Annotated in this window: 23 protein-coding genes, 1 tRNA gene and 1 pseudogene; 13 read left to right on the plus strand and 12 right to left on the minus strand. The window is 57.4% G+C overall.

The window, feature by feature from the left end:
• Positions 1-4 precede the first annotated feature (4 nt).
• The 3 genes from rloB (at position 5) to pabB (ending at position 4,173) form a co-directional block, all read left to right on the plus strand.
• The gene (gene rloB / locus ACYZTW_RS23875; protein WP_462002065.1) at positions 5-1,540 is read left to right on the plus strand and encodes an osmotic stress tolerance membrane protein RloB; all 1,536 of its coding nucleotides are present in this window, start codon (positions 5-7) and stop codon (positions 1,538-1,540) included.
• Positions 1,540-2,526, plus strand: coding sequence for an alpha-L-glutamate ligase-like protein (locus ACYZTW_RS23880; protein ID WP_462002066.1), 987 nt, complete (start codon positions 1,540-1,542; stop codon positions 2,524-2,526). Before rloB ends, ACYZTW_RS23880 begins: the two co-directional genes overlap by 1 nt.
• A 309-nt stretch (positions 2,527-2,835) precedes the next feature.
• Positions 2,836-4,173: an aminodeoxychorismate synthase component I gene (pabB, locus tag ACYZTW_RS23885; protein ID WP_462002067.1), complete on the plus strand. Its 1,338-nt coding sequence runs from the start codon at positions 2,836-2,838 to the stop codon at positions 4,171-4,173.
• Between the two features lie 94 nt (positions 4,174-4,267).
• On the opposite strand, the gene thrH is transcribed toward pabB, so the two are convergent.
• Positions 4,268-4,885 (minus strand): bifunctional phosphoserine phosphatase/homoserine phosphotransferase ThrH, encoded by a 618-nt coding sequence (gene thrH, locus ACYZTW_RS23890; protein ID WP_462002068.1) that lies wholly within the window; start codon positions 4,883-4,885, stop codon positions 4,268-4,270.
• 173 nt (positions 4,886-5,058) lie between these two features.
• On the opposite strand from thrH, the gene ACYZTW_RS23895 reads away from it, so the two are divergent.
• The 3 genes from ACYZTW_RS23895 to ACYZTW_RS23905 all read left to right on the plus strand — a co-directional run bounded on the left by ACYZTW_RS23895 (position 5,059) and on the right by ACYZTW_RS23905 (position 8,697).
• Positions 5,059-5,799, plus strand: coding sequence for a phosphoadenylyl-sulfate reductase (locus ACYZTW_RS23895; RefSeq protein ID WP_008027340.1), 741 nt, complete (start codon positions 5,059-5,061; stop codon positions 5,797-5,799).
• A gap of 570 nt (positions 5,800-6,369) precedes the next feature.
• On the plus strand, positions 6,370-7,911 hold the full coding sequence (locus ACYZTW_RS23900) for an NCS1 family nucleobase:cation symporter-1 (protein WP_462002069.1): 1,542 nt from the start codon (positions 6,370-6,372) through the stop codon (positions 7,909-7,911).
• Between the two features lie 57 nt (positions 7,912-7,968).
• On the plus strand, positions 7,969-8,697 hold the full coding sequence (locus ACYZTW_RS23905; RefSeq protein WP_462002070.1) for an aspartate/glutamate racemase family protein: 729 nt from the start codon (positions 7,969-7,971) through the stop codon (positions 8,695-8,697).
• A gap of 115 nt (positions 8,698-8,812) precedes the next feature.
• Here the strand turns inward: ACYZTW_RS23905 and ACYZTW_RS23910 are convergent, their stop codons facing one another.
• Entirely contained in the window at positions 8,813-9,736 is a 924-nt protein-coding gene (locus ACYZTW_RS23910) for a LysR family transcriptional regulator (RefSeq protein WP_462002071.1), read from the minus strand.
• Between the two features lie 125 nt (positions 9,737-9,861).
• On the opposite strand from ACYZTW_RS23910, the gene ACYZTW_RS23915 reads away from it, so the two are divergent.
• Positions 9,862-10,608 (plus strand): 3-oxoacyl-ACP reductase family protein, encoded by a 747-nt coding sequence (locus ACYZTW_RS23915; RefSeq protein WP_462002072.1) that lies wholly within the window; start codon positions 9,862-9,864, stop codon positions 10,606-10,608.
• Between the two features lie 137 nt (positions 10,609-10,745).
• Here ACYZTW_RS23915 and ACYZTW_RS23920 read toward each other — a convergent pair whose 3' ends face one another.
• The gene (locus tag ACYZTW_RS23920) at positions 10,746-11,441 is read right to left on the minus strand and encodes an HAD-IA family hydrolase (protein ID WP_462002073.1); all 696 of its coding nucleotides are present in this window, start codon (positions 11,439-11,441) and stop codon (positions 10,746-10,748) included.
• A 263-nt stretch (positions 11,442-11,704) separates the two neighbouring features.
• Between ACYZTW_RS23920 and ACYZTW_RS23925 the strand changes: the two genes are divergently transcribed.
• From ACYZTW_RS23925 to ACYZTW_RS23935, 3 genes are all read left to right on the plus strand, one after another.
• The gene (locus tag ACYZTW_RS23925) at positions 11,705-16,561 is read left to right on the plus strand and encodes an RHS repeat-associated core domain-containing protein (protein ID WP_462002074.1); all 4,857 of its coding nucleotides are present in this window, start codon (positions 11,705-11,707) and stop codon (positions 16,559-16,561) included.
• A gap of 2 nt (positions 16,562-16,563) precedes the next feature.
• Positions 16,564-16,956: a hypothetical protein gene (locus tag ACYZTW_RS23930; RefSeq protein WP_462002075.1), complete on the plus strand. Its 393-nt coding sequence runs from the start codon at positions 16,564-16,566 to the stop codon at positions 16,954-16,956.
• Between the two features lie 221 nt (positions 16,957-17,177).
• Positions 17,178-17,609: a DUF6896 domain-containing protein gene (locus ACYZTW_RS23935; protein ID WP_462002076.1), complete on the plus strand. Its 432-nt coding sequence runs from the start codon at positions 17,178-17,180 to the stop codon at positions 17,607-17,609.
• Between the two features lie 534 nt (positions 17,610-18,143).
• Here the strand turns inward: ACYZTW_RS23935 and ACYZTW_RS23940 are convergent.
• The 9 genes and pseudogenes from ACYZTW_RS23940 to ACYZTW_RS23980 all read right to left on the minus strand — a co-directional run bounded on the left by ACYZTW_RS23940 (position 18,144) and on the right by ACYZTW_RS23980 (position 22,273).
• On the minus strand, positions 18,144-18,356 hold the full coding sequence (locus ACYZTW_RS23940) for a hypothetical protein (RefSeq protein WP_462002077.1): 213 nt from the start codon (positions 18,354-18,356) through the stop codon (positions 18,144-18,146).
• 107 nt (positions 18,357-18,463) lie between these two features.
• Complete coding sequence (locus tag ACYZTW_RS23945; protein WP_462002078.1) at positions 18,464-18,658, minus strand: hypothetical protein; 195 nt, start codon at positions 18,656-18,658, stop codon at positions 18,464-18,466.
• A gap of 128 nt (positions 18,659-18,786) precedes the next feature.
• Positions 18,787-19,215, minus strand: a complete 429-nt coding sequence (locus tag ACYZTW_RS23950; RefSeq protein ID WP_462002079.1) for a glycine zipper domain-containing protein — start codon at positions 19,213-19,215, stop codon at positions 18,787-18,789.
• A gap of 184 nt (positions 19,216-19,399) precedes the next feature.
• Positions 19,400-19,771 (minus strand): bacteriocin, encoded by a 372-nt coding sequence (locus ACYZTW_RS23955; RefSeq protein WP_149631588.1) that lies wholly within the window; start codon positions 19,769-19,771, stop codon positions 19,400-19,402.
• 322 nt (positions 19,772-20,093) lie between these two features.
• On the minus strand, positions 20,094-20,285 hold the full coding sequence (locus tag ACYZTW_RS23960) for a hypothetical protein (RefSeq protein WP_462002080.1): 192 nt from the start codon (positions 20,283-20,285) through the stop codon (positions 20,094-20,096).
• A gap of 146 nt (positions 20,286-20,431) precedes the next feature.
• Positions 20,432-20,752 (minus strand): YbjQ family protein, encoded by a 321-nt coding sequence (locus tag ACYZTW_RS23965; protein WP_007940782.1) that lies wholly within the window; start codon positions 20,750-20,752, stop codon positions 20,432-20,434.
• Between the two features lie 113 nt (positions 20,753-20,865).
• Positions 20,866-21,519 (minus strand): annotated as a pseudogene (locus ACYZTW_RS23970) (serine hydrolase); the annotation flags it as partial.
• Between the two features lie 249 nt (positions 21,520-21,768).
• Positions 21,769-21,951: a hypothetical protein gene (locus tag ACYZTW_RS23975; RefSeq protein WP_462002081.1), complete on the minus strand. Its 183-nt coding sequence runs from the start codon at positions 21,949-21,951 to the stop codon at positions 21,769-21,771.
• 232 nt (positions 21,952-22,183) lie between these two features.
• A tRNA-Ser gene (locus ACYZTW_RS23980) sits at positions 22,184-22,273 on the minus strand.
• 307 nt (positions 22,274-22,580) lie between these two features.
• On the opposite strand from ACYZTW_RS23980, the gene ACYZTW_RS23985 reads away from it, so the two are divergent.
• The 3 genes from ACYZTW_RS23985 to ACYZTW_RS23995 all read left to right on the plus strand — a co-directional run bounded on the left by ACYZTW_RS23985 (position 22,581) and on the right by ACYZTW_RS23995 (position 25,351).
• Positions 22,581-23,270, plus strand: a complete 690-nt coding sequence (locus ACYZTW_RS23985; protein WP_462002082.1) for a crotonase/enoyl-CoA hydratase family protein — start codon at positions 22,581-22,583, stop codon at positions 23,268-23,270.
• A 213-nt stretch (positions 23,271-23,483) separates the two neighbouring features.
• Positions 23,484-24,206, plus strand: a complete 723-nt coding sequence (locus ACYZTW_RS23990) for a 1-acylglycerol-3-phosphate O-acyltransferase (protein WP_462002083.1) — start codon at positions 23,484-23,486, stop codon at positions 24,204-24,206.
• Between the two features lie 173 nt (positions 24,207-24,379).
• Entirely contained in the window at positions 24,380-25,351 is a 972-nt protein-coding gene (locus ACYZTW_RS23995) for a magnesium and cobalt transport protein CorA (protein ID WP_462002084.1), read from the plus strand.
• The last annotated feature ends 42 nt before the right edge of the window (positions 25,352-25,393 follow it).

Below are 25,393 nucleotides of genomic sequence, written 5' to 3' on the forward strand. Positions count from 1 at the left end.
TCCAATGCGCTCTCTTACCCTCCACCTGAAATTCCTGATCGCCATCCTGGTGGTGCTGGGTATTTCAGTCACGGCCTATCAGATCTTCGTGCTCGGCATCCCCGTGACCGAAGACGCCACCGACGACTTGTGGAACATCGACGCCAAAGTCGAGTTCGTCGCCAGTACCAAGGATCCGGTCAAGATCCAGATGTTCGTGCCGCCGCTGAGCCGCGATTACGTCAGCCTCAACGAGAGCTTCATTTCCAATAACTACGGCGTGGCCGTGAACCGTGTCGACGGCAACCGCAAAGTCACCTGGTCGGCACGTCGGGCCAAGGGCAATCAGACCCTTTATTACCGCCTGGTGCTGACCAAGCGCTACACCGGTGAAAAATCCAAGATCAAAGGCCCGACCTTCCGCGACAGCATCGCCGTCGAAGGCCCGGAAAAAATCGCCGCCGAAGCCTTGCTCGCGCCGATTCGCCAGCACTCGGCCGACGTTGAAACCTTCATCGGCGAAGCCATCAAGCGTGTCAACAATCTCAGCGACGACAACGTGAAACTGCTGCTGGGTGGCGATCCGTCCACCGCGAACAAAGCCAAAATCGTCGAACTGGTACTGTCCATCGCCCACGTGCCGGTGGAAAAGGTCCACACCATTCGTCTGGTGGCCGACCAACCGCAACTACCTGAACTCTGGCTGCGCAGCTTCAACGGCACCGATTGGCTGTACTTCAACCCGGAAACCGGTGAACAGGGCCTGCCGACCGACCGCCTGCTGTGGTGGACCGGCGACGAAAACCTGATCACCGTCGATGGCGGCAAGAAAGCCAACGTGACCTTCAGCCTGAACAACAGCGAAATGAACGCCATTCGCCTGGCCAAGCTGACCGACGAAAACACCGACGCCAACTTCCTCGAATACTCGCTGTACGGCCTGCCGCTGCAAACCCAGCAGACGTTCATGATCATGGTGATGATCCCGATCGGCGTGTTGGTGATTTTGATCCTGCGCAACCTGGTTGGCATTCAGACCCTCGGCACCTTTACTCCGGTGCTGATCGCCCTGGCGTTCAGGGAAACCCAGCTCGGCTTCGGTATCGTGCTGTTTACCATCATCACGGCGTTGGGCCTGTCGCTGCGTTCCTACCTTGAACACCTGAAGCTGCAAATGCTGCCGAGGCTGTCCGTGGTGCTGACCTTCGTGGTGGTGCTGATCGCGACGATCAGTCTGCTCAGCCATAAACTCGGCCTGGAACGCGGGTTGTCGGTGGCGCTGTTCCCGATGGTGATTCTGACCATGACCATCGAACGCCTGTCGATTACCTGGGAAGAACGCGGTTCCGGCCACGCCATGAAAGTGGCGATCGGTACGCTGTTCGCTGCGTCTCTGGCGCACTTGATCATGACCGTGCCAGAGCTAATTTACTTCGTGTTCACCTTCCCGGCGATCCTGCTGATTCTGGTGGGCTTCATGCTGGCCATGGGTCGCTATCGCGGCTACCGCCTGACCGAACTGGTGCGCTTCAAGGCGTTCCTGAAAAAGGCTGACGCCTGATGTTCGGCTTCTGGAAGACCTGGAAGGCCCTGGAAGCCCGGGGCATCATGGGGATCAATCGGCGTAACGCGGATTACGTGCTCAAGTACAACAAGCGCAGTCTGTACCCGATTGTCGATGACAAGATCATCACCAAGGAGCGCGCCATCACCGCCGGCATTCATGTGCCGGAACTGTATGGCGTGATCTCCACCGAGAAAGAAATCGACAACCTCGACGAGATCATCGGCGGGCGCAACGACTTCGTGATCAAACCGGCCCAGGGCGCCGGCGGTGACGGCATCATTGTGGTTGCCGACCGGTTCGAGGGGCGCTATCGCACAGTGTCCGGCAAGATCATCGACCATGAGGAACTCGAGCACCATATCTCGAGCATCCTCACCGGCCTGTATTCCCTGGGCGGGCACCGCGACCGCGCGCTGATCGAATACCGGGTGATCCCGGACCAGATTTTCAAAAGCATCAGCTATGAAGGCGTGCCGGACATCCGCATCATCGTGCTGATGGGTTACCCGGTGATGGCCATGCTGCGCTTGCCGACGCGCCAGTCCGGCGGCAAGGCCAACCTGCACCAGGGCGCCATCGGCGTCGGTGTCGACCTCGCGACCGGGCAGACGTTGCGCGGGACCTGGCTGAACAACATCATCACCAAACACCCCGACACCACCAACGCGGTGGACGGCGTGCAACTGCCCTACTGGGACGGTTTCATGAAGCTCGCCGCCGGCTGCTACGAGCTGTGCGGGCTAGGTTACATCGGTGTCGACATGGTGCTGGACCAGGAGAAAGGGCCGCTGATTCTTGAGCTCAACGCCCGGCCGGGGTTGAACATTCAGATTGCCAATGATTGTGGGCTGACGTTGCGTACCCATGCAGTTGAAGCGCGGCTGGAAGAGTTGAAGGCTCGCGGGATGACCGAGACGGTGCGCGAGCGGGTGGAATTTGTGCAGGAGATGTTTGGGCATATTCCAGCGGTTGAGGGCTGAAATCCACCCCTCACCCTAACCCTCTCCCAGAGGTAGAGGGGACTGACCGAGGTGTTCCTGGAACTACATCGACCTGAAATATCGAGCCGAACTCAGGTTTGAAAAGCTTGAAGATCGGCTCCCTTTCCCCCTCTCCCCACTGGGGCGGTCCGACGTTTCGGGAGGGCTGGGGTGAGGGGTGGATTTTGAGTCAGACTCAATGCTTCAAAACCCTGCCCCAATCTACCAATCCCCAACATCCCCTCTAGGAGCAATTCCCCGAGGGGACTACAATCGCCACCCCGCCTCGATGGCTGATCTGCCCCGCCCATGTTGACCTGTTCCGTACACCCGCTCCCCTATTGCGCCAACCCCGCCGAGTACTTCGCGGCGATTCGTCATGCCCCTGGTGCTGTGCTGCTCGACAGTGGTCGACCAACCGCCGATCGCGGTCGCTACGACTTACTCAGCGCCTGGCCGCTGGAGCAATTAGCGGTATTGCCTGACGAAAGTGGCAGCGATTTCCTGCAACGCCTTCGCGACAATCTGACACGACTCGGTGAAGCGACGGTGCCTTTTGACCTGCCCTTCGCGGGTGGCTTGATCGGTTACCTCAGCTATGACTTCGGTCGGCATCTGGAGAATCTTCCGAGCCAGGCGCAGGACGATCTGCAATTGCCCGACGCACGTTTCGGCCTGTACGACTGGGCACTGATCACCGATCACCAACTGAGTACAAGTCAGTTGGTCTTCCACCCGTCGCTGATCGACAGCGAACGTCAGCGCCTGATCGCACTATTCAGTGAGCCTACGGCTGAAGCAGTCGAGTCTTTCACGTTGAAAGCCCCGATGCAGGCCGACCTGAGCGCTGACGAGTATCGCCAAGCGCTCGAACGCATTCAGCACTACATCCAGGCCGGCGACTGTTACCAGGTCAACTTCGCCCAACGTTTCCGCGCGCAGTGCCAAGGCGATCCGTGGGCCGCCTATTGCGCGCTACGAGCAGCATGCCCGACGCCGTTTTCCGGTTTCCAGAGCCTGCCCGATGGTGGCGCGGTGCTGAGTCTGTCACCGGAGCGTTTTGTCAAAGTCAGCGAACGCCATGTGGAAACCCGCCCGATCAAAGGCACCCGCCCTCGCGGACTGACCGCTGCCGAAGATGCGGCAAACGCCGCTGAACTGCTGGCCAGCCCCAAGGACCGCGCGGAAAACCTGATGATCGTCGACCTGCTGCGCAATGACCTCGGCCGTACCTGCCGTATCGGGTCGGTGCGGGTGCCGGAGTTGTTCAGCCTGGAAAGCTACCCGAACGTGCATCACCTGGTGAGCAGCGTCACCGGAGAACTGGCGGATGACCGGGACGCGTTGGACCTGATCGCCGGCAGCTTCCCCGGCGGCTCGATTACCGGTGCGCCGAAAATTCGCGCGATGCAGATCATCGACGAGCTGGAGCCGACGCGTCGTGGGTTGTACTGCGGGTCTTTGCTGTATCTGGACGTGCGCGGCGAGATGGACAGCTCCATCGCGATTCGCAGTTTGCTGGTCAAGGATGGGCAGGTGTGTTGCTGGGGCGGTGGAGGGATCGTCGCAGACTCGGAGTGGCAGGCCGAGTATCAGGAATCGATCACCAAGGTAAAGGTGTTGCTCGATACCCTGCAAAACCTCTAAAAGCATCAAAAGCTTCGCGAGCAGGCTCGCTCCCACATGGTTAGGTGATCACTTGTGGGAGCGAGCCTGCTCGCGAAGGGGTCCGACCAGACGACTACAGGCTCAACGCCCGATTCGAAGCCTTGATGAACTCCTGCTTCAGCGCCTCAAAACTATGCACGGCCGGGAACTGCGGAAACTCGCGAATCACATTGTCCGGCGCATGGAACAGAATCCCCGCATCCGCCTCACCCAGCATCGTGGTGTCGTTGTAGGAATCCCCCGCCGCGATCACCCGGTAGTAAAGGCTCTTGAAGGCCAATACCGACTGGCGCTTGGGATCTTTCTGACGTAGCTGATAGCTCGTTACCCGCCCCGAATCGTCGGTAATCAGACGATGGCAGAGCAATGCCGGGAAGCCCAGTTGACGCATCAATGGCTGGGAGAACTCGTAGAACGTGTCCGACAGAATCACCACCTGAAAGCGTTCACGCAGCCAATTGACGAACTCGATGGCGCCATCCAGCGGCTTCAGCGTGGCGATCACTTCCTGAATGTCGGTGAGTTTCAAGCCGTGCTCGTCGAGAATCCGCAGGCGCTGTTTCATCAGCACGTCGTAGTCGGGGATGTCCCGGGTGGTAGCCCTCAGGGATTCGATCCCGGTTTTTTCGGCGAAGGCGATCCAGATTTCCGGGACCAGTACACCTTCAAGATCCAGACAGGCAATTTCCACAAGACACTCCCATTTGTATTGATTATTGAGTCGAGCGAGCAAAAGGACTGCCGAACTCTAGCGACTCAGGCTGACCGGTGCAACGCAGAGGACGCGCCAGAAGCTGCAGGATTTTGGTACCATCAGACCCATATAGAGCGCCCAGCGCCACCGACCTGTAGGAAGCCGCCCTGATGAGCCCAACGTTCGACGTCGTGGAACTCGCCACGACCTATGCCAACAAATCCGCGCAGGACATCCTGAAACTCGCGTTCGCCGAGTTTGGCGATGACCTGTGGATATCTTTCAGCGGCGCCGAAGACGTGGTGCTGGTAGACATGGCCTGGAAGCTGAACAAGAACGTCAAAGTGTTCAGCCTCGACACTGGCCGCTTGCACCCCGAGACCTACCGCTTCATCGATCAGGTGCGCGAGCACTACAAGATCGACATCGAACTGGTGTCGCCGGACTACACCAAGCTCGAACCTTTCGTGAAAGAAAAGGGCCTGTTCAGTTTCTACAAGGACGGCCATGGCGAATGCTGCGGCATCCGCAAGATCGAGCCGCTGCGTCGCAAGCTCTCGGGTGTAACAGCCTGGGCCACCGGTCAGCGTCGGGATCAGAGCCCTGGAACTCGCAGCGCCGTCGCGGTGCTGGAAATTGATACCGCGTTCTCTACCCCGGAACGCACCCTGTACAAATTCAACCCGCTGGCGCAAATGACCAGTGAAGAGATCTGGGGCTACATCCGCATGCTGGAGCTGCCGTACAACAGCCTGCACGAACGCGGGTTCATCAGCATCGGCTGCGAGCCCTGCACCCGCCCGGTGTTACCGAACCAGCACGAACGCGAAGGTCGTTGGTGGTGGGAAGAAGCGACGCAGAAAGAATGCGGGCTGCATGCGGGCAACATCATCAGCAAATCCAAGGCGTAACTTCCTGCTGTGTGAAATCCTTGTGGGAGCGAGCCTGCTCGCGAAGGCGGCGTATCAGGCTCCATCGATGTTGAATGTGGGTCCGTCTTCGCGAGCAGGCTCGCTCCCACAGGAATCAGTGTCTCATTAAAAAATTTGTACACACGAATGTCACCATATGTGCCATTTGTGTGTGCACTTTTTATTTCAGCGCCCCAAAAAGTTACACGCCCCTGCCCAGACTTTCTCAGTCGACCCTTCGTACACATCCCGCTGAAAAATAAATACCTGTTCAAACAGTCAATTTATATCGCCTTTATTTCAGATGCTTATCGAAAATAGATAACAAAAAGTAATTAGCGGCGAAATTCATAGATCGCTGACTGGCATGGATCTGGCTTAAGTGCATACATGTTTTGTATACAATTACATAAAAACATACACACACTTTATATCCGCAAGCCTGAAGCGCCCTATCCCGTACAGGCTGCAGATGCCCCGTAACCAATGATGCTGACTGCCCGCGACGAAGATTTGTCGAGCCAACGCTCATGCACAGTCATCGCGACGCCAAGCTCGGAGCCTGCCGGAATGCGTACTAGCCTCTCCAATAACAACATCGCGCGGGATCTGCCCTCCTTCCCACCCACTTCAACCCCTCACGACCAAACGTTTCAAGAACCCGTCGTGCTCAGCCCTCGTCTGCACAACAAGGACCTGGCGCCGACCAAAGCCGAAGGTCGACGCTGGGGCCGCTACAGCATCTTCGCCCTGTGGACCAACGACGTTCACAACATCGCCAATTACTCATTCGCCATCGGGCTGTATGCCCTCGGACTGGGCGGCTGGCAAATCCTGCTGTCCCTGGGGATCGGCGCGGCGTTGGTGTATTGCTTCATGAACCTTTCCGGCTACATGGGGCAAAAGACCGGCGTGCCGTTTCCTGTCATCAGCCGGATCAGTTTCGGCATTCACGGGGCGCAGATTCCTGCATTGATCCGAGCCGTTATCGCCATCGCCTGGTTCGGGATTCAGACCTACCTGGCCTCGGTGGTCTTTCGCGTACTGCTGACAGCGGTGCATCCCGGATTCGCTGACTACGACCACAACTCGATCCTGGGTCTATCGAGCCTGGGCTGGGTGTGTTTCGTGGCGATCTGGTTCGTGCAACTGGCGATTCTCGCCTACGGCATGGAAATGGTGCGGCGCTACGAGGCGTTCGCCGGGCCAGTGATTCTGCTGACCGTCGCCGCCCTCGCTGCGTGGATGTACTTTCAGGCCAACGCGACGATCGCCTGGTCGATCCGCGAACCGCTCACCGGCGGTGAGATGTGGCGCAACATCTTCGCCGGCGGTGCGTTGTGGCTGTCGATCTACGGCACGCTGATCCTCAACTTTTGCGATTTCGCCCGTTCTTCGCCGTGCCGCAAGACCATCAAGGTCGGCAATTTCTGGGGCCTGCCGGTAAATATTCTTGTGTTCGCCAGCATCACCGTCCTGCTCTGCGGCGCGCAATTTCAGATCAATGGACGAATCATTGAAAGCCCGACCGAAATCATTGCCTCGATTCCCAATACCTTCTTCCTGGTGCTCGGCTGCCTGGCCTTCCTGATCGTCACCGTGGCGGTGAACATCATGGCCAACTTCGTCGCCCCGGCCTTTGTGCTGAGCAACCTGGCGCCCAAATACCTGACGTTCCGCCGCGCCGGCCTGATCAGCGCGACCATCGCGGTGTTGATCCTGCCGTGGAACCTCTACAACAGCCCACTGGTGATCGTGTATTTCCTGTCCGGCCTCGGCGCCCTGCTCGGCCCGTTGTACGGCGTGATCATGGTCGACTACTGGCTCGTACGAAAAGGCCAGGTCAACGTGCCGCAGTTGTACAGCGAAGACCCCAACGGCGCTTATTACTACAGCCGTGGGGTCAATTTACGCGCCGTCGCGGCGTTCATTCCTGCCGCGCTGATCGCCATCGTCCTGGCGCTGGTGCCGGGCTTCGACAGCGTATCGCCCTTCTCCTGGCTGATTGGTGCCGGGATTGCCGGGATGCTCTACCTGATCATCGCCAAACGGCAGCCCCATTACGCAGACGTCAGCGGCGAAGCCATCGCCGTCGATAACGTCAGCCATTAACCCCTTGGCGGCCTGGCACTGTCGGGCCGCAGAACCACCCCGTTATAAGGACTTCCCATGCGAATTCTCGTGGTCAACGTCAACACCACCGAATCCATCACCCAGGCCATCGCACGTTCGGCTCAGTCCGTGGCCGCGCCGGGCACGGAAATCATCGGCCTGACGCCCTACTTCGGTGCTGACTCCATTGAAGGCAATTTCGAAAGTTATCTGGCAGCCATCGCGGTGATGGATCGGGTGATGGCTTACGACCAACCCTTCGATGCCGTGATTCAGGCTGGTTACGGCGAACACGGCCGCGAAGGTTTGCAGGAATTGCTCAATGTACCGGTGGTGGACATCACCGATGCGGCGGCCAGCACCGCCATGTTCCTCGGCCATGCCTACTCGGTGGTCACCACACTGGATCGCACCGTGCCGCTGATCGAGGATCGCCTCAAACTGTCCGGACTCTGGGACCGTTGCGCGTCGGTACGGGCCAGTGGCCTGGCGGTACTGGAGCTGGAAGCCGATCCCGAGCGTGCGCTGGAGGCAATTATTCGTCAGGCGGAATTGGCCGTGCTTGAAGACAAGGCCGAGGTGATTTGCCTGGGCTGCGGCGGCATGGCCGGGCTGGATGAACAAATTCGCCGGCGCACTGGCGTGCCGGTGGTGGATGGTGTGACGGCGGCAGTGACGATTGCCGAGTCGTTGGTGCGGTTGGGATTGTCGACGTCCAAAGTGCGGACCTATGCGACGCCACGGCCGAAGAAAATCATTGGCTGGTCGGGGCGGTTTGGCAGGTAGACCGCGCAATCGTTCTTCGCGAGCAGGCTCGCTTCCACAGGGATATATGTCGTTCACAAATCCAATGTGGGAGCGAGCCTGCTCGCGATGGCAACACCTCGGTCTCAAGCCTGGCTCAGAGCGCACTAAACCGCTGTCCCAACCCCTGCTCCGCAGACTGCTCAATGATGAAATCCACAAACGCCCGGGTCTTGCCGGGCAGCAGTTTGTGCTCCGCGTAATAGATCGAAATGTTGCCGTCGTCGACATACCAGTCCGACAACACTCGCTGCAAGGTCCCGGCCTCCAGATAGCCCACTGCAAACGGCATGCTCACCAGCGCAATACCCAACCCTTGAGCGGCCGTGGCACAGGCCGCCTCCGAATCACTCATGGTCATCCGCGCCTTGAGGGTCAGCGGGCTGTGTTGCTGGGAGCGACTGGTCAATTGCCAGGAACGCACACGCCCCGTCTGCGGCGACCGAATCAGAATGCCATCGTGATGTTTGAGATCATCCGGTTCGACAATCGCCTCACGCCCCGCAAGATAGTCGGCTGACGCCACCAATACCCGATGGGCCGGCGTCAGCTTGCGCGCCACCACACCCTGCGGCAGCTCGAATCCCCCGCCAATCGCCGCATCGAAACCCTGAGCGATTAGATCGACCTGACGGTTATCGAAATGCCAGTCCGGATTGATCGCGGGAAATCGCCGCAAAAACTCCCCGAGCAACGGTACGACATACAACCGCCCGAACACAGTGCCCATACTGACTTTCAATGTGCCCGCCGGTCGACCCTCGGCACTGGCCAGATTGGCCACGGCATTCTGGATCGTGTGAAGACTGGAACTCACTTCGCCGAGAAACAGATGACCCGCTTCAGTGAGCGTCAAACTGCGAGTGCTGCGCTGAAACAGCCGCACACCCAGTCGCGCCTCAAGTTTGGCGACGCTCTTGCCCACCGCCGCCGGGGTCAGACTCAGGCGGCGCGCGGCTTCGGCGAAGCTGCCGACCTCGGTACTGCGCACGAAGCATTCGATACTGCTGAAGGTTTCCATAAGCGTCACTATAAACTTTTGGTTTACACAGACTATCGCAATTACCGTCTACACAGCCTGTAATCCTGCATCGATACTAGGCTCCATCAACCGAGACATTTCGCCTCGGGACTTTGGAGATCGATATGACTACTCAGAACCTCAGCGGCAAAGTGGCTTTGATTCAAGGCGGATCCCGCGGTATTGGCGCAGCCATTGTCAAACGCCTGGCTGCTGAAGGCGCGACAGTCGCCTTCACCTACGTCAGCTCCACGGCCAAAGCCGAAGAATTGCAAAACAGCATCACCGATAACGGCGGCAAAGCCCTCGCCATCAAGGCTGACAGCGCCGACGCCGAAGCCATCCGCAACGCCGTGACCGCCACCGTAAAAGCCTTTGGTCGCCTGGACATTCTGGTCAACAACGCTGGCGTGCTGGCCGTTGCACCGCTGGAAGATTTCACACTCGAAGACTTCGACCAGACGCTCGCGATCAACGTGCGCAGCGTATTCATCGCCACCCAGGCCGCGGCCAAACACATGACCGAAGGCGGTCGCATCATCAACATCGGCAGCACCAACGCCGACCGCATGCCCTTCGCCGGTGGTGGCCCGTACGCCATGAGCAAATCGGCGCTGGTCGGCCTGACCAAAGGCCTGGCTCGCGACCTCGGCCCGCGAGGGATCACTATCAACAACGTGCAACCGGGCCCGGTCGACACTGACATGAACCCGGCCGATGGTGACTTCGCCGAAAGTCTGATCCCGTTGATGGCGGTGGGTCGTTACGGCAAAACGGAAGAAATCGCCAGTTTCGTCGCCTACCTCGTCGGTCCCGAAGCCGGCTATATCACCGGTGCCAGCCTGACCATCGACGGTGGTTTTGGCGCCTGATGAGTTAAACGCAATCCAAAGGTGGGAGCGAGCCTGCTCGCGAAGGCGGTGTGTCAGGCAACATTGATGTCGTCTGACTTACCGCTTTCGCGAGCAGGCTCGCTCCCACATTTGCCAGCGTCTTTGTGCCTGTGGCATTAAGCCCATTCAAGCGCCGGCAGGCCGAAAGCGCTCGGTCTGAACGCCGTCAGCGTACGAAGAATGCCATCGGCGTGTGCGTACTTTTCGTCAGCCATCGCCGCATCCGGGATCGCAATCGCCGTCATTCCCGCCGCTTTCGCCGCCGTGACACCGAACGGCGAATCCTCGAACACCAGGCAATCCTCGGGCGCGACACCCAGGCGCCGCGCCGCCGTGAGGAAGATGTCCGGTGCCGGTTTGGCCGCGCCGACTTCCGGATCGTCAGCCGTCACGATGAAATCGAACAGCGCGAACCAGTCGCGGTGCAAGATGGTTTTCTGGCCGAACGACTGACGCGAAGAACTGGTGCCCACCGCGATCGGAATGTTGTTGGCCTTCAAGTGCCGAACCAGCTCCTGTGCGCCAGGCATCGCCAACGCTGTAGGAAAACGCTCGCGCATCAGCGGTTCGCGGATCACCAGGAACTCTTCGGCGGTGATCGGCAGGTCCAGCGCCTCGACCACGTAACGCGCCAGATCACCCGCGCCACGGCCAATGATGTTCTGTTTGACGCTCCAGTCGAAGACCCGACCGTAACGCGCGGCAATCATGGACGTGACCTCGGTGTAAATGCCCTCGGTGTCCAGCAACAAGCCGTCCATATCAAAAATCACGGCCTTGATCGGGCCAAATTCATTCAGCGGTGCATTCATCGCATCTGATCCGTTTTCTAATGACATCCCAGAGGCGGCTCAGGTACGGCCGGGTCCGCGATCGATTAAAGGATTCAGCAGCATAGCGAGCGCGGCGGGCATAGGGCAACGGGCAATGCCTGAGCGGTACTCAAACCTGCGCCGAAGTGCTCTCTGTCATTTAGCGATTTCCCCTACACCAAACACCTACTTTCCCGACTTCTTTCCCCGCCGATCCCACGCAAAGTCTCGCGCTCTGAATTGATCCGCGCGAGGGACTGCGAATGTTCATACCTGACAACCTCCTGGCCTTGAACAACACCATCGGGCTGCTGGTGGTCGCCGCCATGGACCCTGAGCAGCCGGGTGTCGAAGCGCTGCTCGGTGATTTTCGGCTTTGCCTCAACGACTACGATGCCTGGGCTGAAAGTTTCTGGACCGGCAAGGCTTTGGATGTCGAGCAAGTGTTCAAAGTTGGCAACGAAGTCCGTCTTAGCGCGCCGAAGAATTCCACCACGCCTGTCAGTTCGACAGTCGCCGCCTGTCCGACCAGCGGTCCGTTGACCCTGGTGCATATGTTTGAGGCAGCGCGTTTCGTGCCGATCGGTAATACGCCGGTGATGCTTGAGCCGATGATTTCCGAGGGTACTTTTGGCGAGCCGGTCTACCACGAGATCGGCCCCAGCGGCGTTCTGGAAATCCCTGAGTGCGAGCGCAGCCTGCGTTATCGCATCACCTTTTTCCCCAATCTTTCCGCAGATCATGTCAAAGCTCTCTACGCCTCTTATCAAGGTGTCATCGGCGATCTGGAAGGCTGGCTGCGCAACGAGTGGGCCACCGAATTCGAACCCTCGTGGGCTGAGTTCTCCGAGGCCGGATTCGTCAAACGCTACGGGCTGCTGCAACAGGCCGATTGGCGCGGTTTCGAGAATTCGCTGAACGGTTTGTGGGATGACGTGAAGCAGATCTACGAGCTGATCACGGACCTGCAGGCCAACAGCCAAAAGCTCCTTGAGTACCTGACCGAGACCGAACTTGAAACGCTGTTGAAGGCGTCAGCCGAATCGATTGCCAGTTTGTTGTTGGTGTTGAGTGACGAGCCGTTGATGTTCATTCATCTCGCGGCGATCACCACTTGGCTGAGGATGTTGCCGCCGCAGTACATCGCCGAGGTCGTGGCGGAAATTCGTACAGGAATATTGATCGGATTGCTGTTGGCGCGCTTCACAGGTTCTACAGGACTGAAACTTGGCATAAGCGCCAGGGTGCTGAACAAGGTCAAGTCGGAGCGAGCACGGAACTGGCTGGCGGCCGCGAGTTTGCGGCTGGCCGAACTTACCGCCAAGTCCGACCTGACAGCCCACGCTGGCGTACTCAAACCCCTCGCAGTCAGCGCCCGGAATGTTCCGCTGAACCCCGCACCCGCGGTGTCACTGCAAATCAGCGCGGGTGCTGCACCGGTTGTGCGGCTAATGAACCCGGTCGCAATCGCTCGCGACAAGTCCGAGGCAATGACCCGCTTGGTTCGCCAGGAACACCGCGACGATGCTCCCGATCAGGCGAAAAACCCCAACGGTGACAGCGCCGATTGCGGACCGTTGACCTGTACCAATGGCTGTCCGGTGTCGATGGTCACGGGCGAAGAACTGCTCACGCTGACCGATGGTTCGCTGGACGGGATTTTGCCGTTCGACTTCACCCGGCTCTATCGCACCAGTGCTGTGGAAATCGATTGCGGACTGGGTTGGGGCTGGAGTCATTCGCTGGCGCATCGGTTGGACCTGGACGATGAACACGTCGTCTGGACCGACCATGAAAACCGTCGTACGACGTTTCCGTTGCCCAGTACCGAGCGTCCAGCGATACATAACAGCCTGTCGCGGGCGGCGATTTATCTCGGGGATCTGCCTGAAGAGTTGGTGCTCGCGTTGGCCGGGGAAGTGACTCGGTTTTACCACTTTCGCAATGGTCAGCTGACGGCAATCAGCGACGCCTACAACAACCGACTGCACATCACCCGCGACCGTCAGGATCGCATTCAACGCCTCGACAACGGCGCAGGTCGTTCGCTGCTGTTGCGTTATGAGCGCCGCCACATCGTCGCCGTGGAGTATCAGTTGTTTCACCCCGCTGACTCTCTGGATGACGCCTGGCGTACAGAACAAACGCTGATTTCCTACCGCTACGATGCCCGACAACGCCTGATCGAAGCGGCCAATGCCGCCAACGAAAGCGAACGGTACGACTACGACGATCAACACGTGATCCTTCAGCGGCAACTGGCCGGTGGGGCAAGTTTCTTTTGGGAGTGGGAACGGTCCGGTAAGGCGGCCCGATGCGTGCGGCACTGGGCGACCTTTTCGCAGATGGATACGCGTTATGACTGGGACGACACCGGCAGTGTTTTGGTTAAAAACGTCGACGGCAGCGAGGAAGTTTATGTCCATGACGATAAGGCGCGGCTGGTACGCCGGGTCGACCTGGATGGAGGTAAACATCTCAAGGCCTACGACGACAAGGGACGATTGGTTGCCGAGCAGGGTCCGTTAGGGGCGATTACCCAATACCGCTATGACGAGATCGGGCGGCTAATTGCCCTGATTCCACCCGAAGACGAGCCAACGTCCTACGAATATCGCAATGGTTTCCTGCATGCGCGGTATCGCGGTAAAGCGGTGTGGAAGTTTCAGCGCAATGTTCAGGGTGACGTCACGGAAGCGACCGATCCTGACGGTCATGTCACTCACTATCACTACGACGCTCAAGGACGGGTGCTGTCGATCCGTTATCCAGACAACAGTCGGCATGTCTTCGGGTGGAATGCCTTGGGGCAACTGCTCGAAGAGACCTTGCCGGACGGTGGCCAGCGGCGGTTTTCCTACGATGCGTTGGGTCGGCAGATTACCCGTCAGGACGAACACGGAGCCGTCACCCAGTACCAATGGGATGCCGTCGGCCGACTGATCCAGACGACGCTTCCTACCGGCGCCAGCCGCGCGTTCAGCTACAACGCCTACGGAAAAATCACCGCCGAACGCGATGAACTGGGCCGCGTCACCCGTTTTGAGTACGACGATGACCTGCATCTGGTCAGTCGCCGGATCAACCCTGACGGGACACAACTGCGTTATCGCTACGACAACGCGCAGCTACTGCTGACGGAAATCGAAAACGAATCCGGCGAACACTATCGACTGGACTACACACCCAACGGATTGATCCGACAGGAAACCGGCTTCGATGGCCGACGCACGGCGTATGCCTACGACCTCAACGGCCACCTGCTGGAGAAAATCGAGTTCGGCGATGACGGCTCACAGCTGTTTACGAGTTATCAACGGGATTCGGCTGGACGACTGCTAGTCAAAAACCTGCCCGATGGCGTCAACGTCGAGTATCGCTATGACAGCCTCGGCCGGTTGGTCAGCGTCGATGACAGTAACGATCACCCGCTGGAGTTTGAATACGACCAGCAGAATCGCCTGATCACTGAGCATCAGGGTTGGGGCACTTTGCGCTATGCCTACGACGCCTGCGGCCAGCTCAATCGCCTGCGCCTGCCGGACAACAGCAAGCTCGATTACCAACATGCCAAGGGCGGCGCGCTGACGGCCATCGACCTCAACGGCGCCCGGCTCATCACCCACCACTTCGCCTTCGGCCGCGAACAGCAACGCCAGCAAGGCCTGTTGCTCAGCGAATATGCCTACGACGATGAGGGTCGCCTGAAGGCTCACGCCGTCAGCCAACAGCAACAACCGCTGTATCGCCGCGACTATGCCTACAGCGCCAACGGCAATCTCGACAGCATTGCCGATAGCCGTCACGGCCAACGCAGCTACCAATACGATCCACTCGACCGCCTGATCCGCGTCCGACACTCCCGCGATCAACAACCGGAAAGCTTCGCCCACGACCCGGCGGGCAACCTGCAGATGCAGGATCGTCCAGGCCCGACCACCGTCAAAGGCAACCGCCTGCTGATGCAAGGTGACCGCCATTACGACTACGACGCCTTTGGCAACCTGATTCGCGAGCGCCGCGGCACCGCACAAAAACTGGTCACCGAGTACCGTTACGACTGCCAGCACCGACTCATCGGTGTCACCACCCCAGACGGCCGCACGGCCAGTTACCGCTACGACGCCTTCGGCCGCCGCATCGCCAAAACTTTCGACGGCAACACCACCGAATTTTTCTGGCAGGGCGACAACCTCGTCGCTGAAAGCAGCAAAGAACACCACCGCAGCTACCTCTACGAACCCGGCACTTTCCGCCCGCTCGCCATGCTCGACGGCAAAGGCCCACGCCAGGCTTGTCCGTTCTACTACCAACTCGACCACCTCGGCACGCCACAAGAACTCACCGACTACAGCGGCGAGATCATCTGGGCCGCCCGATACACAGCGTATGGCCGCCTGACTCGCCTCAACCGCGACACCCATCAGGTGCTTGATCAGCCGTTGAGGTTTCAGGGGCAGTATTTCGATGCGGAAACGGGCCTGCATTACAACCGGCATCGCTACTACAATCCGGAGATTGGACGGTATTTGACGCCGGATCCGAGTGGGTTGGCGGGTGGGTTAAACGGGTATCAGTACACGCGGAACCCGACGGGGTGGGTTGATCCGTTGGGGTTGAGTGAGTGCCCGGGTGGGGATGGGTGTAAGAAGCCTTCGTTTGGGGATGAAGATCCGGCGGGGAAAGCGAAGGTCAATGAGGGTGAGCCCCAGGTCCCAGCCCTAAAGGAAAGAAACCGGTATTTGTACCGTGGTGATTCGCGAGAGTCCTGGGAAATTTTTGAAGCCGGGTTTGAGCCTTTGGGAGACAGTATGGACCTCTACTTACACGCGCGGGACAACAGAAACCCTCCCAGTTTTTTTGTCAGCACTTCGACCTCAGAAAAGGAAGCTATAAAATTTGCAACGGGTTACGGATATGAAGACGGCTTCGTCTACGTAATAAAAAACATTCGCGGGATAGATGTGAATAAAAGACTCGGCATGATTTCGCCTCATAGGGGTGAGGTCGAAATAGCTTTGCCTGGAGGAGTAGATAGCCGAGACATTCTCGGTGTCACCCCCGTCAACGCCGATGGCAGCTATAAGGGCTACTCAACCCCTAACCCGCACAGGAAGTGATCATGAAAACAATAGAAATATCTATCAACGTCCACGGAATCACTCAGAAGGTCGCTATCGAATGCGATCGGCAAAAGCCGGCCTTAACTTTCATAATGGAAAACGGCTTAAGAAAAACATATACAGCCCATGATCTTTACGTATGTTTCGGATTGTTGCGAGCCGATTTTCCAGAGACAAAATTTTTATGCAAAGGTGCCAAACTCAACGTTTACCCCTCGCGCATGTCATCGCAAATGTCCGCGGGGATAGTGGCGTACGAACTATACATGGGCAAACCCGCCGAACTGGAAGACATCGTAAATATTTTCGACTATGAAGAAGATGACATTACACAGGATATTCAACAACAAAGGGATTTCTACAAACGATGGATTGAGTCACTTACAGAGTAAGTCCGACTTATATCTGCCTCAATAGATGTCGCCAAAAATAACGGCAAGCTCTATATCCTGGATGGGCATCACCGCGCTTCAGCAGCAAGACAGACATCAACAAGAGTGATCATTAAACTTGTGAGAGATATCGCGGGCCATAGAGGAACTTTGAATAGTATTGATGAAGTTCTAGAATCCGCGAGCAACGTTGGACATGACCGACTGGAGCATCGAAGAAGATGAACTATAGGAACGAGAGTCTTGAGCAACTCATATTCGACTTTCTTTCGATGGTCGATAAAGCCACCTCTTTGTTCGAAGAAAAATTCGGCACTCGATGCATTCTAAGGCTGTGGCGTAGCAATAAAATAGAGCGATGTGGAACCGTGGTTGGCGACGTAACATATGAGCTACATGGAGTCGGCTGTGCTGTTTATTTTCCTGATTTCTGTGTAGATTTTGACTACGGACCTGATGGCAGGACAGACGGATTTGATATTTGGAGGCTTTATACTTTTGCTTGCGAATTACCATTAAAATACAAAAAATATACTGACAAAGCCGTTTTGGAGAATGAATTCAAAGAATACATCGCCTTAGGTAAAGTTGAAAAAATATCGAATTCTACAGGCGAATTTTATTTCTTTAAGAACAACGTTAATTCTAAATAATTGACTAGATACTCTGGGTTCTGTTGAGAAGTTCGACCCCTAGCATGGGTGCTAGGGGTCAAGTGTTTCAACCACCCGAGTCATTCGTACCAGCTCCCCCCTTGCTCCCTCCCGAACTCCCGCCGCTCCCACTCATCCCAGAGCCTCCAGACCCACTCCCAGAACCACTCCCCATCGAACCGCCACCACTCATCGCCCCACTTCCCACCTCCGGGGCGGTGCTATTCCCGTTTGCATCACCACCATTCCCACCACCAATGGTCCCAGGCGGCAACGCATTCCCGTCCGCAGAGCCCGCATTCATTTCGGAGTACGGCGGCATCCCGCCCTTATCCACAGGTGCATCGTTGCCGGAGGACTGAGCAAACGCCGACATTGAGCTGGCCGACAACACGCCGATCACCGTCAGGGCCGTTAATTTTGACCTGATCATGGTGCCTCTCCTTTTTAAAGGGTACGTACCTGAATTCTGGCAGCCATCGCTTTTTAAAGGTGCCACACAATCGACGAGCGGCGCTGCGTCACAGCAAATGTTCAGCTCGGTTCGTTTGAGCCGTCATCGCCGGCGATGTCCGGGTCTTCAGGGTCAGCTTCCACATCCCCACGCTTCACTTCATCAGACGGCAATTGCTCTACAGCCGTGTCGTCATCAGGCGGACGTTGATCGCGACTCAGGGAATTGGTCGGTGAAGGCAACGGATATTCGGGGGTGTCGTCGATGTCGGAGTCTTTCGGATCAGCGTTCATAAAGCACCTCTCGAGGGGCCTGAAGAGCAGGCCCTGAAATTTCGAGGGCTGCGCCAGGCATGCGTTCGATTAGAGAGACGATCGGTCGCGTCCGTCGCACAGCAGGGTCAATCTTCGTCCTCTTCCTCTCCCTCTTCCTTGTCTTCGAACTCGATATTTCCGACGTCGCCTGCATCATCGGAATCATTGAGCGGCACCGTTGCATCATCCATCAGCGAGCCTGGGTCTTCGTTACCGGGATCGTTAATGAACGGAAGCCCGCTCGGGCCTTTTTCTTCCTTGCCTTCGGTTTTAGGAGTCATGGTATGCCTCATAACATTCGGGGGTCTATGAAGTTCGAGGCGACCTACGACCAAATGTTCCAGAGTCCTACTCCCATAAACGAAAAACCCGGCGCGGGGCCGGGTTTCTGCTGTGACTCAATGACGAATCAGTGATGTTTGTTCCTGTGCTTGTTTTTATGCTTATGATTGTGGCCGCTACCGGAGTGCGAACTGCCGCTGTCGCTGCCCAGGTTGTTGCCCACTGCCCCACCCGCCGCGCCACCCAGGCCTGCGCCAATGGTCGAACCGGTAGAACCGCCGAGACTATTGCCGATCACCGAGCCACCGGCCGACCCCAAACCACCACCAATAGCCGCTTCTGTGCGACTGCCTTTCTTCGCGCCGACCGCGCTACCTGCCGCGCCGCCTACACCTGCGCCAATCGCTGCACCCGTGCTGCCGCCCATTTGATGGCCGACCACGTTACCTAGCGCACCGCCAATACCACCGCCAACCGCAGCGGTGCCGTCACCGGCGGCCATTGCACCTTGAGCGACCAAAAGCCCCAAAACCAACGTGGACAATGTCAAACGCATGATATGAACCTCTAAATTCCGTATCGGGGGTAAGAGAACGCGTTACGGATGGCATGAGTCTAGCTTTTCCATCACGCCAGCGTTGATCGTTGGACAGCCGTAGATTCGAATAGCGCGAAGAAGAAATATTCAGATACGAAAAGCCCGGCATCAAGCCGGGCTTTTTTGAACTGATCAATCGGGATCAGTGACGCTTGTGACCTTTGGCCAGATTGCTGCCCACGCCGCCGCCCAATGCGCCGCCCAAGCCTGCGCCGATGGTGGAACCGGTCCTGCCGCCCAGGCTGTTGCCGATCACCGAACCGCCGGCCGCGCCGATACCACCACCAATGGCGGCTTTAGTACGGCTGCCTTTGCGTGCGGCAACAGCACTGCCGGCCGCGCCCGCTACACCAGCACCAATCGCTGCACCGGTGCTGCCGCCCATACTCTGGCCGACCACATTACCCAGCGCGCCACCCAAACCGCCACCGATCGCGGCAGTGCCATCACCCGCAGCCATCGCACCTTGAGCAACCAAAAGCCCCAGAACCAGAGCAGGCAGTGTTAAACGCATGACAAGAACCTCAAAAAAAGGGGTAACCGAAAGGGGCGAGATTGAATGCTTTAAAGGAGACAAAGTCCAGACACGCACGGGTACAACCTCGCAATAGGCGACGGTTGGACAGCGTTTTTAGAAAAGGTTTTATGACAGGCAAAAAAAAGCCCGCTGGGGAACGGGCCAGGTACTGCTTTCTAACGGATGAGTTGAGCCTACGTAGGTGGGTGTGAAAAGTTTGTGAAAGAAACCGCCAACAGCGGGCTGTGTATCTGTAGTCCACATCCGACCTTGTGAAAATGAAAACCCCGCTCAATAGCGGGGGCTGTCCGGTTGACGGTTACTTCCTGGAAGGCGCCGTCACCCTCTTGGGCAAGAAATTCGCCTTTTCGGTTCGGGGCACCTTGGATTTCACTTTGGCGACCTGGACCGGGTCTTCACCAAAGCCCGCCACATACTCCGCTTGACCACACTGCACGCAATTGTTGATCGGAAACTCAGACCCGTCGTCTTCGATATACGAATCAGCCATACCTTTCCCCTCTCAAAAAAGGGTCGACATCGGCAAGCCCTATTTGCCTGAAAAACATCGACCTTCGACGCGCTTGAGACTAGTCAGTCATTACTGGACTTGTAGTTCAGATTATTGCATCCCCGACGAACGGCCTCGTGACTCACTCACCTCAACTTGACCGCCGTCCCGGTCACAAACACCACTACCATCCCGCCCTTCCCGGCCGGCATGCTGATCTCATAATCAAGCCCCACCACCGCATCAGCCTGAAGTGCCCGCGCCCGTTCCTTGATCTCGTCAGTTGCCTGAATTCGAGCCTCCTTCAACGCCCGCTCCAATGTCTGAGAGCGCCCACCGAAAAAATCCCGCATCCCGGCGAACATATCGCGGATAACGTTGACACCCTGCACCGACTCGGCACTGACGATGTCCAGATAGGCGGTAATTTGCCGGCCTTCGATGGTATGGGTTGTAGTGGTGATCATTAAACTTCCTTCTTCATAGACCGGGGGATATTGACTCAAGGCAACCTGGACAGATGTTGAGCCAACGCATCAAACGCCGGCAATGTGACCGGATCATTAGCCGAGTTACTGGCGACCGGATGGGAGGCGTAGCGAACAATCACCATCTCGGCTTTCGGGTCGGCGTAGTCCTCACTGTATTTGAGGCCGGTCGTCATATCGAGGACCTGGCGCACCGTGGCGCTGCCAAACGCAGAAGCCGCCAGTTCGGGGACGTAATCGGCGACGTGCTTGTTCGCATCGATTCGCCCTTCCACCACCAACATCGCCCCTAACGTGCCGATCACGGACTTGGTCACCGACATCGCTGCGTGCTGGCCTTCAGGCTTCAGCACGCCAAAGTAACCCTCGTAGACAACTTTCCCGCGATGCATCACCACAATCCCATCGGTGTAGGTGGCCGCGAGGGATTGCTCCCAGGTCATCGGAGCCTTCGCGCCGAACGGGACGAAGCTGATCGCATCGATGTCTTTGCGCAGCGCAGATACCAATGGAACCGGCGCACCGAGCCCCCGTGAAACGTTGACCGTTGGCATCAGTTGACGGAAGTTCGAAACACTCCAGCGCATCGCCGGGAACTGAAAATAGCTGCCATCTTCGAAGCGCACGGTGCGATCTGCCGGTGGTGGCGAACCGACCATCCAGACTAGTTTTGCGGGGTCGCTGGCTTCGGCATCGGGGAAAGTCTTAGTCGTGGATGCGGTGGTGAATAAGGAGACGGTGCTCATCACCACGGCGGCGATGGAAATAATTATGCGGCGGGAAGCGGCGCGAGGGTGAGACATAGTGTCGATTCCATTCGAGGGGTTTGGGCAGTCCAACAGGTGAAACGAAGAAGCTGAAGACCGTGCTTTTCAGGGGGATTGAACAGGTCGTACCGACAAAGGAGCCAAGAGATGCAAAGTCGTCGAACAGCGTTCAAGTCCGTTGCACAGCCGTGATGCGCAGCGCTTTGTTCAGCTACGACTGCCAAGGTATTAAAGCAGCTTGACCAACACCGCTGTGACAGTGGCCACCGTACCAATCAACCCAGTCGCCACAGCCACCGGATACCAAAAAGTTTCACGGGTCATCTTCCCGGCCTCGGCGTTCAGCTTGCGCTGCTCAGCCATCAGCTTGACGATCTCCACGTGAACCTTTTCCAGCTCGGCCTGTTCCATGGTGAATTCCTGCATAACGTGCGTTCGCCCGTACAGATAATGGGCCGCGTCATGTGCCGTGCCCGTTGATTCATTTTGTACTCTAAAGGCGCAAAGCGAATACCCCTCCCGAAGCGGCTCGTGCCAGGTGCTAAAAACCTGCCAATAACATTGCCAGCCACAAAATCCAGACACCAGAAACCACAAAACCCCTGACTTCTCTCGAAATCAGGGGTTTTGGTTACATCGAATTTGGCGGTGAAGGAGAGATTCGAACTCTCGATACAATTTCTTGTATACACACTTTCCAGGCGTGCTCCTTAAGCCACTCGGACACTTCACCGTATCTCGTCAAACATGTTCTGTCTGTCGAGGCGCGCTAATGTAGTCGAAAGCTTTTCCGATGGCAAATATTTTTTTGAGAATTTTCATGCGGTTAGCGATTTAGTCGTTCCGGCGGGTTCCGTGCCATGGCAAACCCGCCAATCTCCGGCTTCGCGCCCTCCTCTATATAGAGGGCAATGCACGGCCGGCGTGGCGGGCGATGCTTGCCGGGCGGGGAAAGGGTGACCGGGTGGTCAGTCACGGCGCTTTACCTGGCCTACGGCGGTGGGTAACGTCTGCCCTACTTTATTGAAAGGAATAGCGTCATGAGTGAGTTGATTTCCTACCATCTCGAAGACGGTATCGCGACCCTGACCTTGAGCAATGGCAAGGTCAATGCCATCTCTCCGGACGTGATTGCTGCGTTTAACGCCGCGCTGGATCAGGCGGTGACTGATCGTGCGGTGGTGATCATTACCGGTACGCCCGGGATTCTGTCGGGTGGTTATGACTTGAAGGTGATGACCTCCGGCCCTAAAGAAGCCATGGCACTGGTGACCGCCGGTTCGACGCTGGCCCGTCGTCTGTTGTCGCACCCGTTCCCGGTGATCGTGGCGTGCCCTGGGCATGCGGTGGCCAAGGGAGCGTTCCTGCTGTTGTCGGTGGATTACCGCATTGGTGTCGATGGCCCGTTCAGCATTGGTCTGAACGAAGTGCAGATCGGCATGACCATGCACCACGCCGGTATTGAGCTGGCGCGTGATCGTCTGCGCAAGTCGGCGTTCCACCGTTCGGTGATCAATGGCGAGATGTTCAATCCGCAGAGCGCCGTGGATGCCGGTTTCCTCGACCTGGTGGTGTCGGCCGAAGAGCTGCAAGGCGCGGCGCTATCGGCGGCTCGTCAGTTGAAGAAGATCAACATGACCGCTCACAAGAACACCAAGCTCAAAGTGCGCAAAGCGCTGCTGGAGACGCTGGACAACGCGATCCTCCAGGATCAGGAGCATTTGGTTTAATCCCAAACGTGCCATACCGAAAAGCCCGACCGTCGTGTCGGGCTTTTTCTTACGCGCTCTATTGAAAAGCCTACAACCGCTCTAGATCGCGTCTGACCCATAAGTCGGAAACATGCGCTCAAACATCGGCCATCTCCCCCCTCTATAGCGGTAATTGCCGAAAACAGTGCACATCCGTACACTGCGCCACCTTTTGTCCCGGTGGGTCTGTAAATGCTGTTTGTGTTTCGTATGTTATTGATGGGCCTACACTTTATTCTGGCCGGTGTGCTTGGGGTGATTCTCGGTCTGTGCCGACCGTTCAACCCGGACAACAGCCGTTTGTGCGCGCGACTTTATGCATGGCCGGCGATGTGTATTTTGCGTCTGCGGGTGAAGGCCGACGTCGGACCGCTGATGGATAAACCCGACAGCTGCGTAATCATCGCCAACCACCAGTCCAACTACGATCTGTTTGTGTTCGGTAACGTGGTGCCCCGCCGCACTGTGTGTATTGGCAAGAAGAGTCTGAAGTGGGTGCCGCTGTTTGGTCAGTTGTTCTGGTTGGCGGGCAATGTGCTGATCGATCGCGGCAATGCGCAGAAAGCACGCCAGTCGATGCTGACCACTACCCACACGCTGCAGAATGAAGACACCTCGATCTGGGTCTTCCCGGAAGGCACGCGCAACCTGGGCGAAGAACTGCTGCCGTTCAAGAAAGGCGCCTTTCAAATGGCCATTGCCGCCGGGGTGCCGATTGTTCCGGTGTGTGTCAGCAGTTACGTTAAACACATGCGATTGAACCGGTGGCGCAGTGGGAAGATTCTGATTCGCTCGCTACCGGCAATTCCTACGACTGGATTGAGCCTGGATGACATGCCGCTGCTGATTGCCCAGTGCCGCGAGCAGATGCGCGAGTGCATCGCTTCGATGGATCGGCAACTGCAAGCCGCATAAAAGAAACCCGCCTTGTGCGGGTTTTCTTTTGCCTGCGAGCTTTTGCCTGCGAACTCAGCAGATTTCACTGACTCTCAAGCAGCAGACAGCGCTAAGCTGGACACTGCCTGCCACTGCCATCCACTGCCATCTTTTGCTAATAGAAAGCTGCCAATAAGAAGTGAATCACTATCATGGGTAGAGTTGTTGCTGCTGCGGTTTATAGCGCCGGTAAGAAAGTCACCAATATCACCCTCGACGAAGGCGCTGCCTGGGCGGCAAAGCCTGGCCACTTTGTCTGGATCGGCCTCGAAGAGCCGAACGCCCAGGAGCTGTTCAATCTGCAACGCCAGTTCAACCTGCACGAACTGGCCATCGAAGACGCCCTGGAAAAACACAGTCGACCGAAGCTGGAAACCTTCGGCGACGCGCTGTTCATCGTCACGTACTCGCCTATCCGGAATGAAGGAAAACTGGAGTTCATCGAGACTCATATCTTTGCCGGCAAGGGCTACATCATTACCGCACGCAACGGCCACTCGGCGTCCTACGCCCATGTCCGACAGCGTTGTGAGGCGCGTCCGCTGTTGCTGGAGCACGGGGAAGATTTCGTACTCTATGCCATCCTCGACTTCGTGATCGAAAACTACCAGCCCATGGGCGAAGCGATCCATGCAGAGATTGATGAGTTGGAAAGCAATGTCATGTGTAGTTCCCTGAACGAGCGCGACATTCAAAAACTCCACAGTCTGCGCCGCGATGTATTGCGCTTGCGCCGGTTTGCGGCGCCGATGGTGGAGATCGGTGAGGAATTGCAGAAGCTGAGTTTTCCGTTCATCGACAAGAACATGCGCCCGTACTTTCGCGATGTGCAGATCCACGTGACACGGCAGATGGAAGACCTGACGACCTTGGCGGACATTGCCAGTCAGACTATTGAGGTTGGGGTGTTGCTGGAGGCGTCACGCCAAAGCGTGGTGCAGCGCAAGTTCGCGGCGTGGGCGGCGATTCTGGCATTCCCGACAGCGGTGGCCGGGATATACGGGATGAACTTTCAGGACATGCCGGAGTTGAGTTGGCATTATGGGTATTTCGGGGTGTTGGGGGTTATTGCGGTGGGGTGCGTAAGTTTGTGGGCGAGTTTCAAGAAATCCGGGTGGTTATAACCAACACCGAGTCGTGTGTGAAATTCGCGAGCAGGCTCGCTC

The sequence above is a fragment of the Pseudomonas sp. LB3P25 genome (assembly GCF_054897985.1).

Coding starts and splice junctions, on each gene's coding strand:
- ACYZTW_RS23990 (WP_462002083.1), top strand. CDS start 23,484: ATGCTGTTTGTGTTTCGTATGTTATTGATGGGCCTACACTTTATTCTG.
- ACYZTW_RS23940 (WP_462002077.1), bottom strand. CDS start 18,356: ATGAACGCTGATCCGAAAGACTCCGACATCGACGACACCCCCGAATAT.
- ACYZTW_RS23905 (WP_462002070.1), top strand. CDS start 7,969: ATGCGAATTCTCGTGGTCAACGTCAACACCACCGAATCCATCACCCAG.
- ACYZTW_RS23930 (WP_462002075.1), top strand. CDS start 16,564: ATGAAAACAATAGAAATATCTATCAACGTCCACGGAATCACTCAGAAG.
- rloB (WP_462002065.1), top strand. CDS start 5: ATGCGCTCTCTTACCCTCCACCTGAAATTCCTGATCGCCATCCTGGTG.
- ACYZTW_RS23910 (WP_462002071.1), bottom strand. CDS start 9,736: ATGGAAACCTTCAGCAGTATCGAATGCTTCGTGCGCAGTACCGAGGTC.
- ACYZTW_RS23935 (WP_462002076.1), top strand. CDS start 17,178: ATGAACTATAGGAACGAGAGTCTTGAGCAACTCATATTCGACTTTCTT.
- ACYZTW_RS23985 (WP_462002082.1), top strand. CDS start 22,581: ATGAGTGAGTTGATTTCCTACCATCTCGAAGACGGTATCGCGACCCTG.
- ACYZTW_RS23995 (WP_462002084.1), top strand. CDS start 24,380: ATGGGTAGAGTTGTTGCTGCTGCGGTTTATAGCGCCGGTAAGAAAGTC.
- ACYZTW_RS23965 (WP_007940782.1), bottom strand. CDS start 20,752: ATGATCACCACTACAACCCATACCATCGAAGGCCGGCAAATTACCGCC.
- ACYZTW_RS23975 (WP_462002081.1), bottom strand. CDS start 21,951: ATGGAACAGGCCGAGCTGGAAAAGGTTCACGTGGAGATCGTCAAGCTG.
- pabB (WP_462002067.1), top strand. CDS start 2,836: ATGTTGACCTGTTCCGTACACCCGCTCCCCTATTGCGCCAACCCCGCC.
- ACYZTW_RS23950 (WP_462002079.1), bottom strand. CDS start 19,215: ATGCGTTTGACATTGTCCACGTTGGTTTTGGGGCTTTTGGTCGCTCAA.
- ACYZTW_RS23920 (WP_462002073.1), bottom strand. CDS start 11,441: ATGAATGCACCGCTGAATGAATTTGGCCCGATCAAGGCCGTGATTTTT.
- ACYZTW_RS23925 (WP_462002074.1), top strand. CDS start 11,705: ATGTTCATACCTGACAACCTCCTGGCCTTGAACAACACCATCGGGCTG.
- ACYZTW_RS23945 (WP_462002078.1), bottom strand. CDS start 18,658: ATGACTCCTAAAACCGAAGGCAAGGAAGAAAAAGGCCCGAGCGGGCTT.
- ACYZTW_RS23955 (WP_149631588.1), bottom strand. CDS start 19,771: ATGCGTTTAACACTGCCTGCTCTGGTTCTGGGGCTTTTGGTTGCTCAA.
- ACYZTW_RS23915 (WP_462002072.1), top strand. CDS start 9,862: ATGACTACTCAGAACCTCAGCGGCAAAGTGGCTTTGATTCAAGGCGGA.
- ACYZTW_RS23895 (WP_008027340.1), top strand. CDS start 5,059: ATGAGCCCAACGTTCGACGTCGTGGAACTCGCCACGACCTATGCCAAC.
- ACYZTW_RS23960 (WP_462002080.1), bottom strand. CDS start 20,285: ATGGCTGATTCGTATATCGAAGACGACGGGTCTGAGTTTCCGATCAAC.
- ACYZTW_RS23900 (WP_462002069.1), top strand. CDS start 6,370: ATGCGTACTAGCCTCTCCAATAACAACATCGCGCGGGATCTGCCCTCC.
- ACYZTW_RS23880 (WP_462002066.1), top strand. CDS start 1,540: ATGTTCGGCTTCTGGAAGACCTGGAAGGCCCTGGAAGCCCGGGGCATC.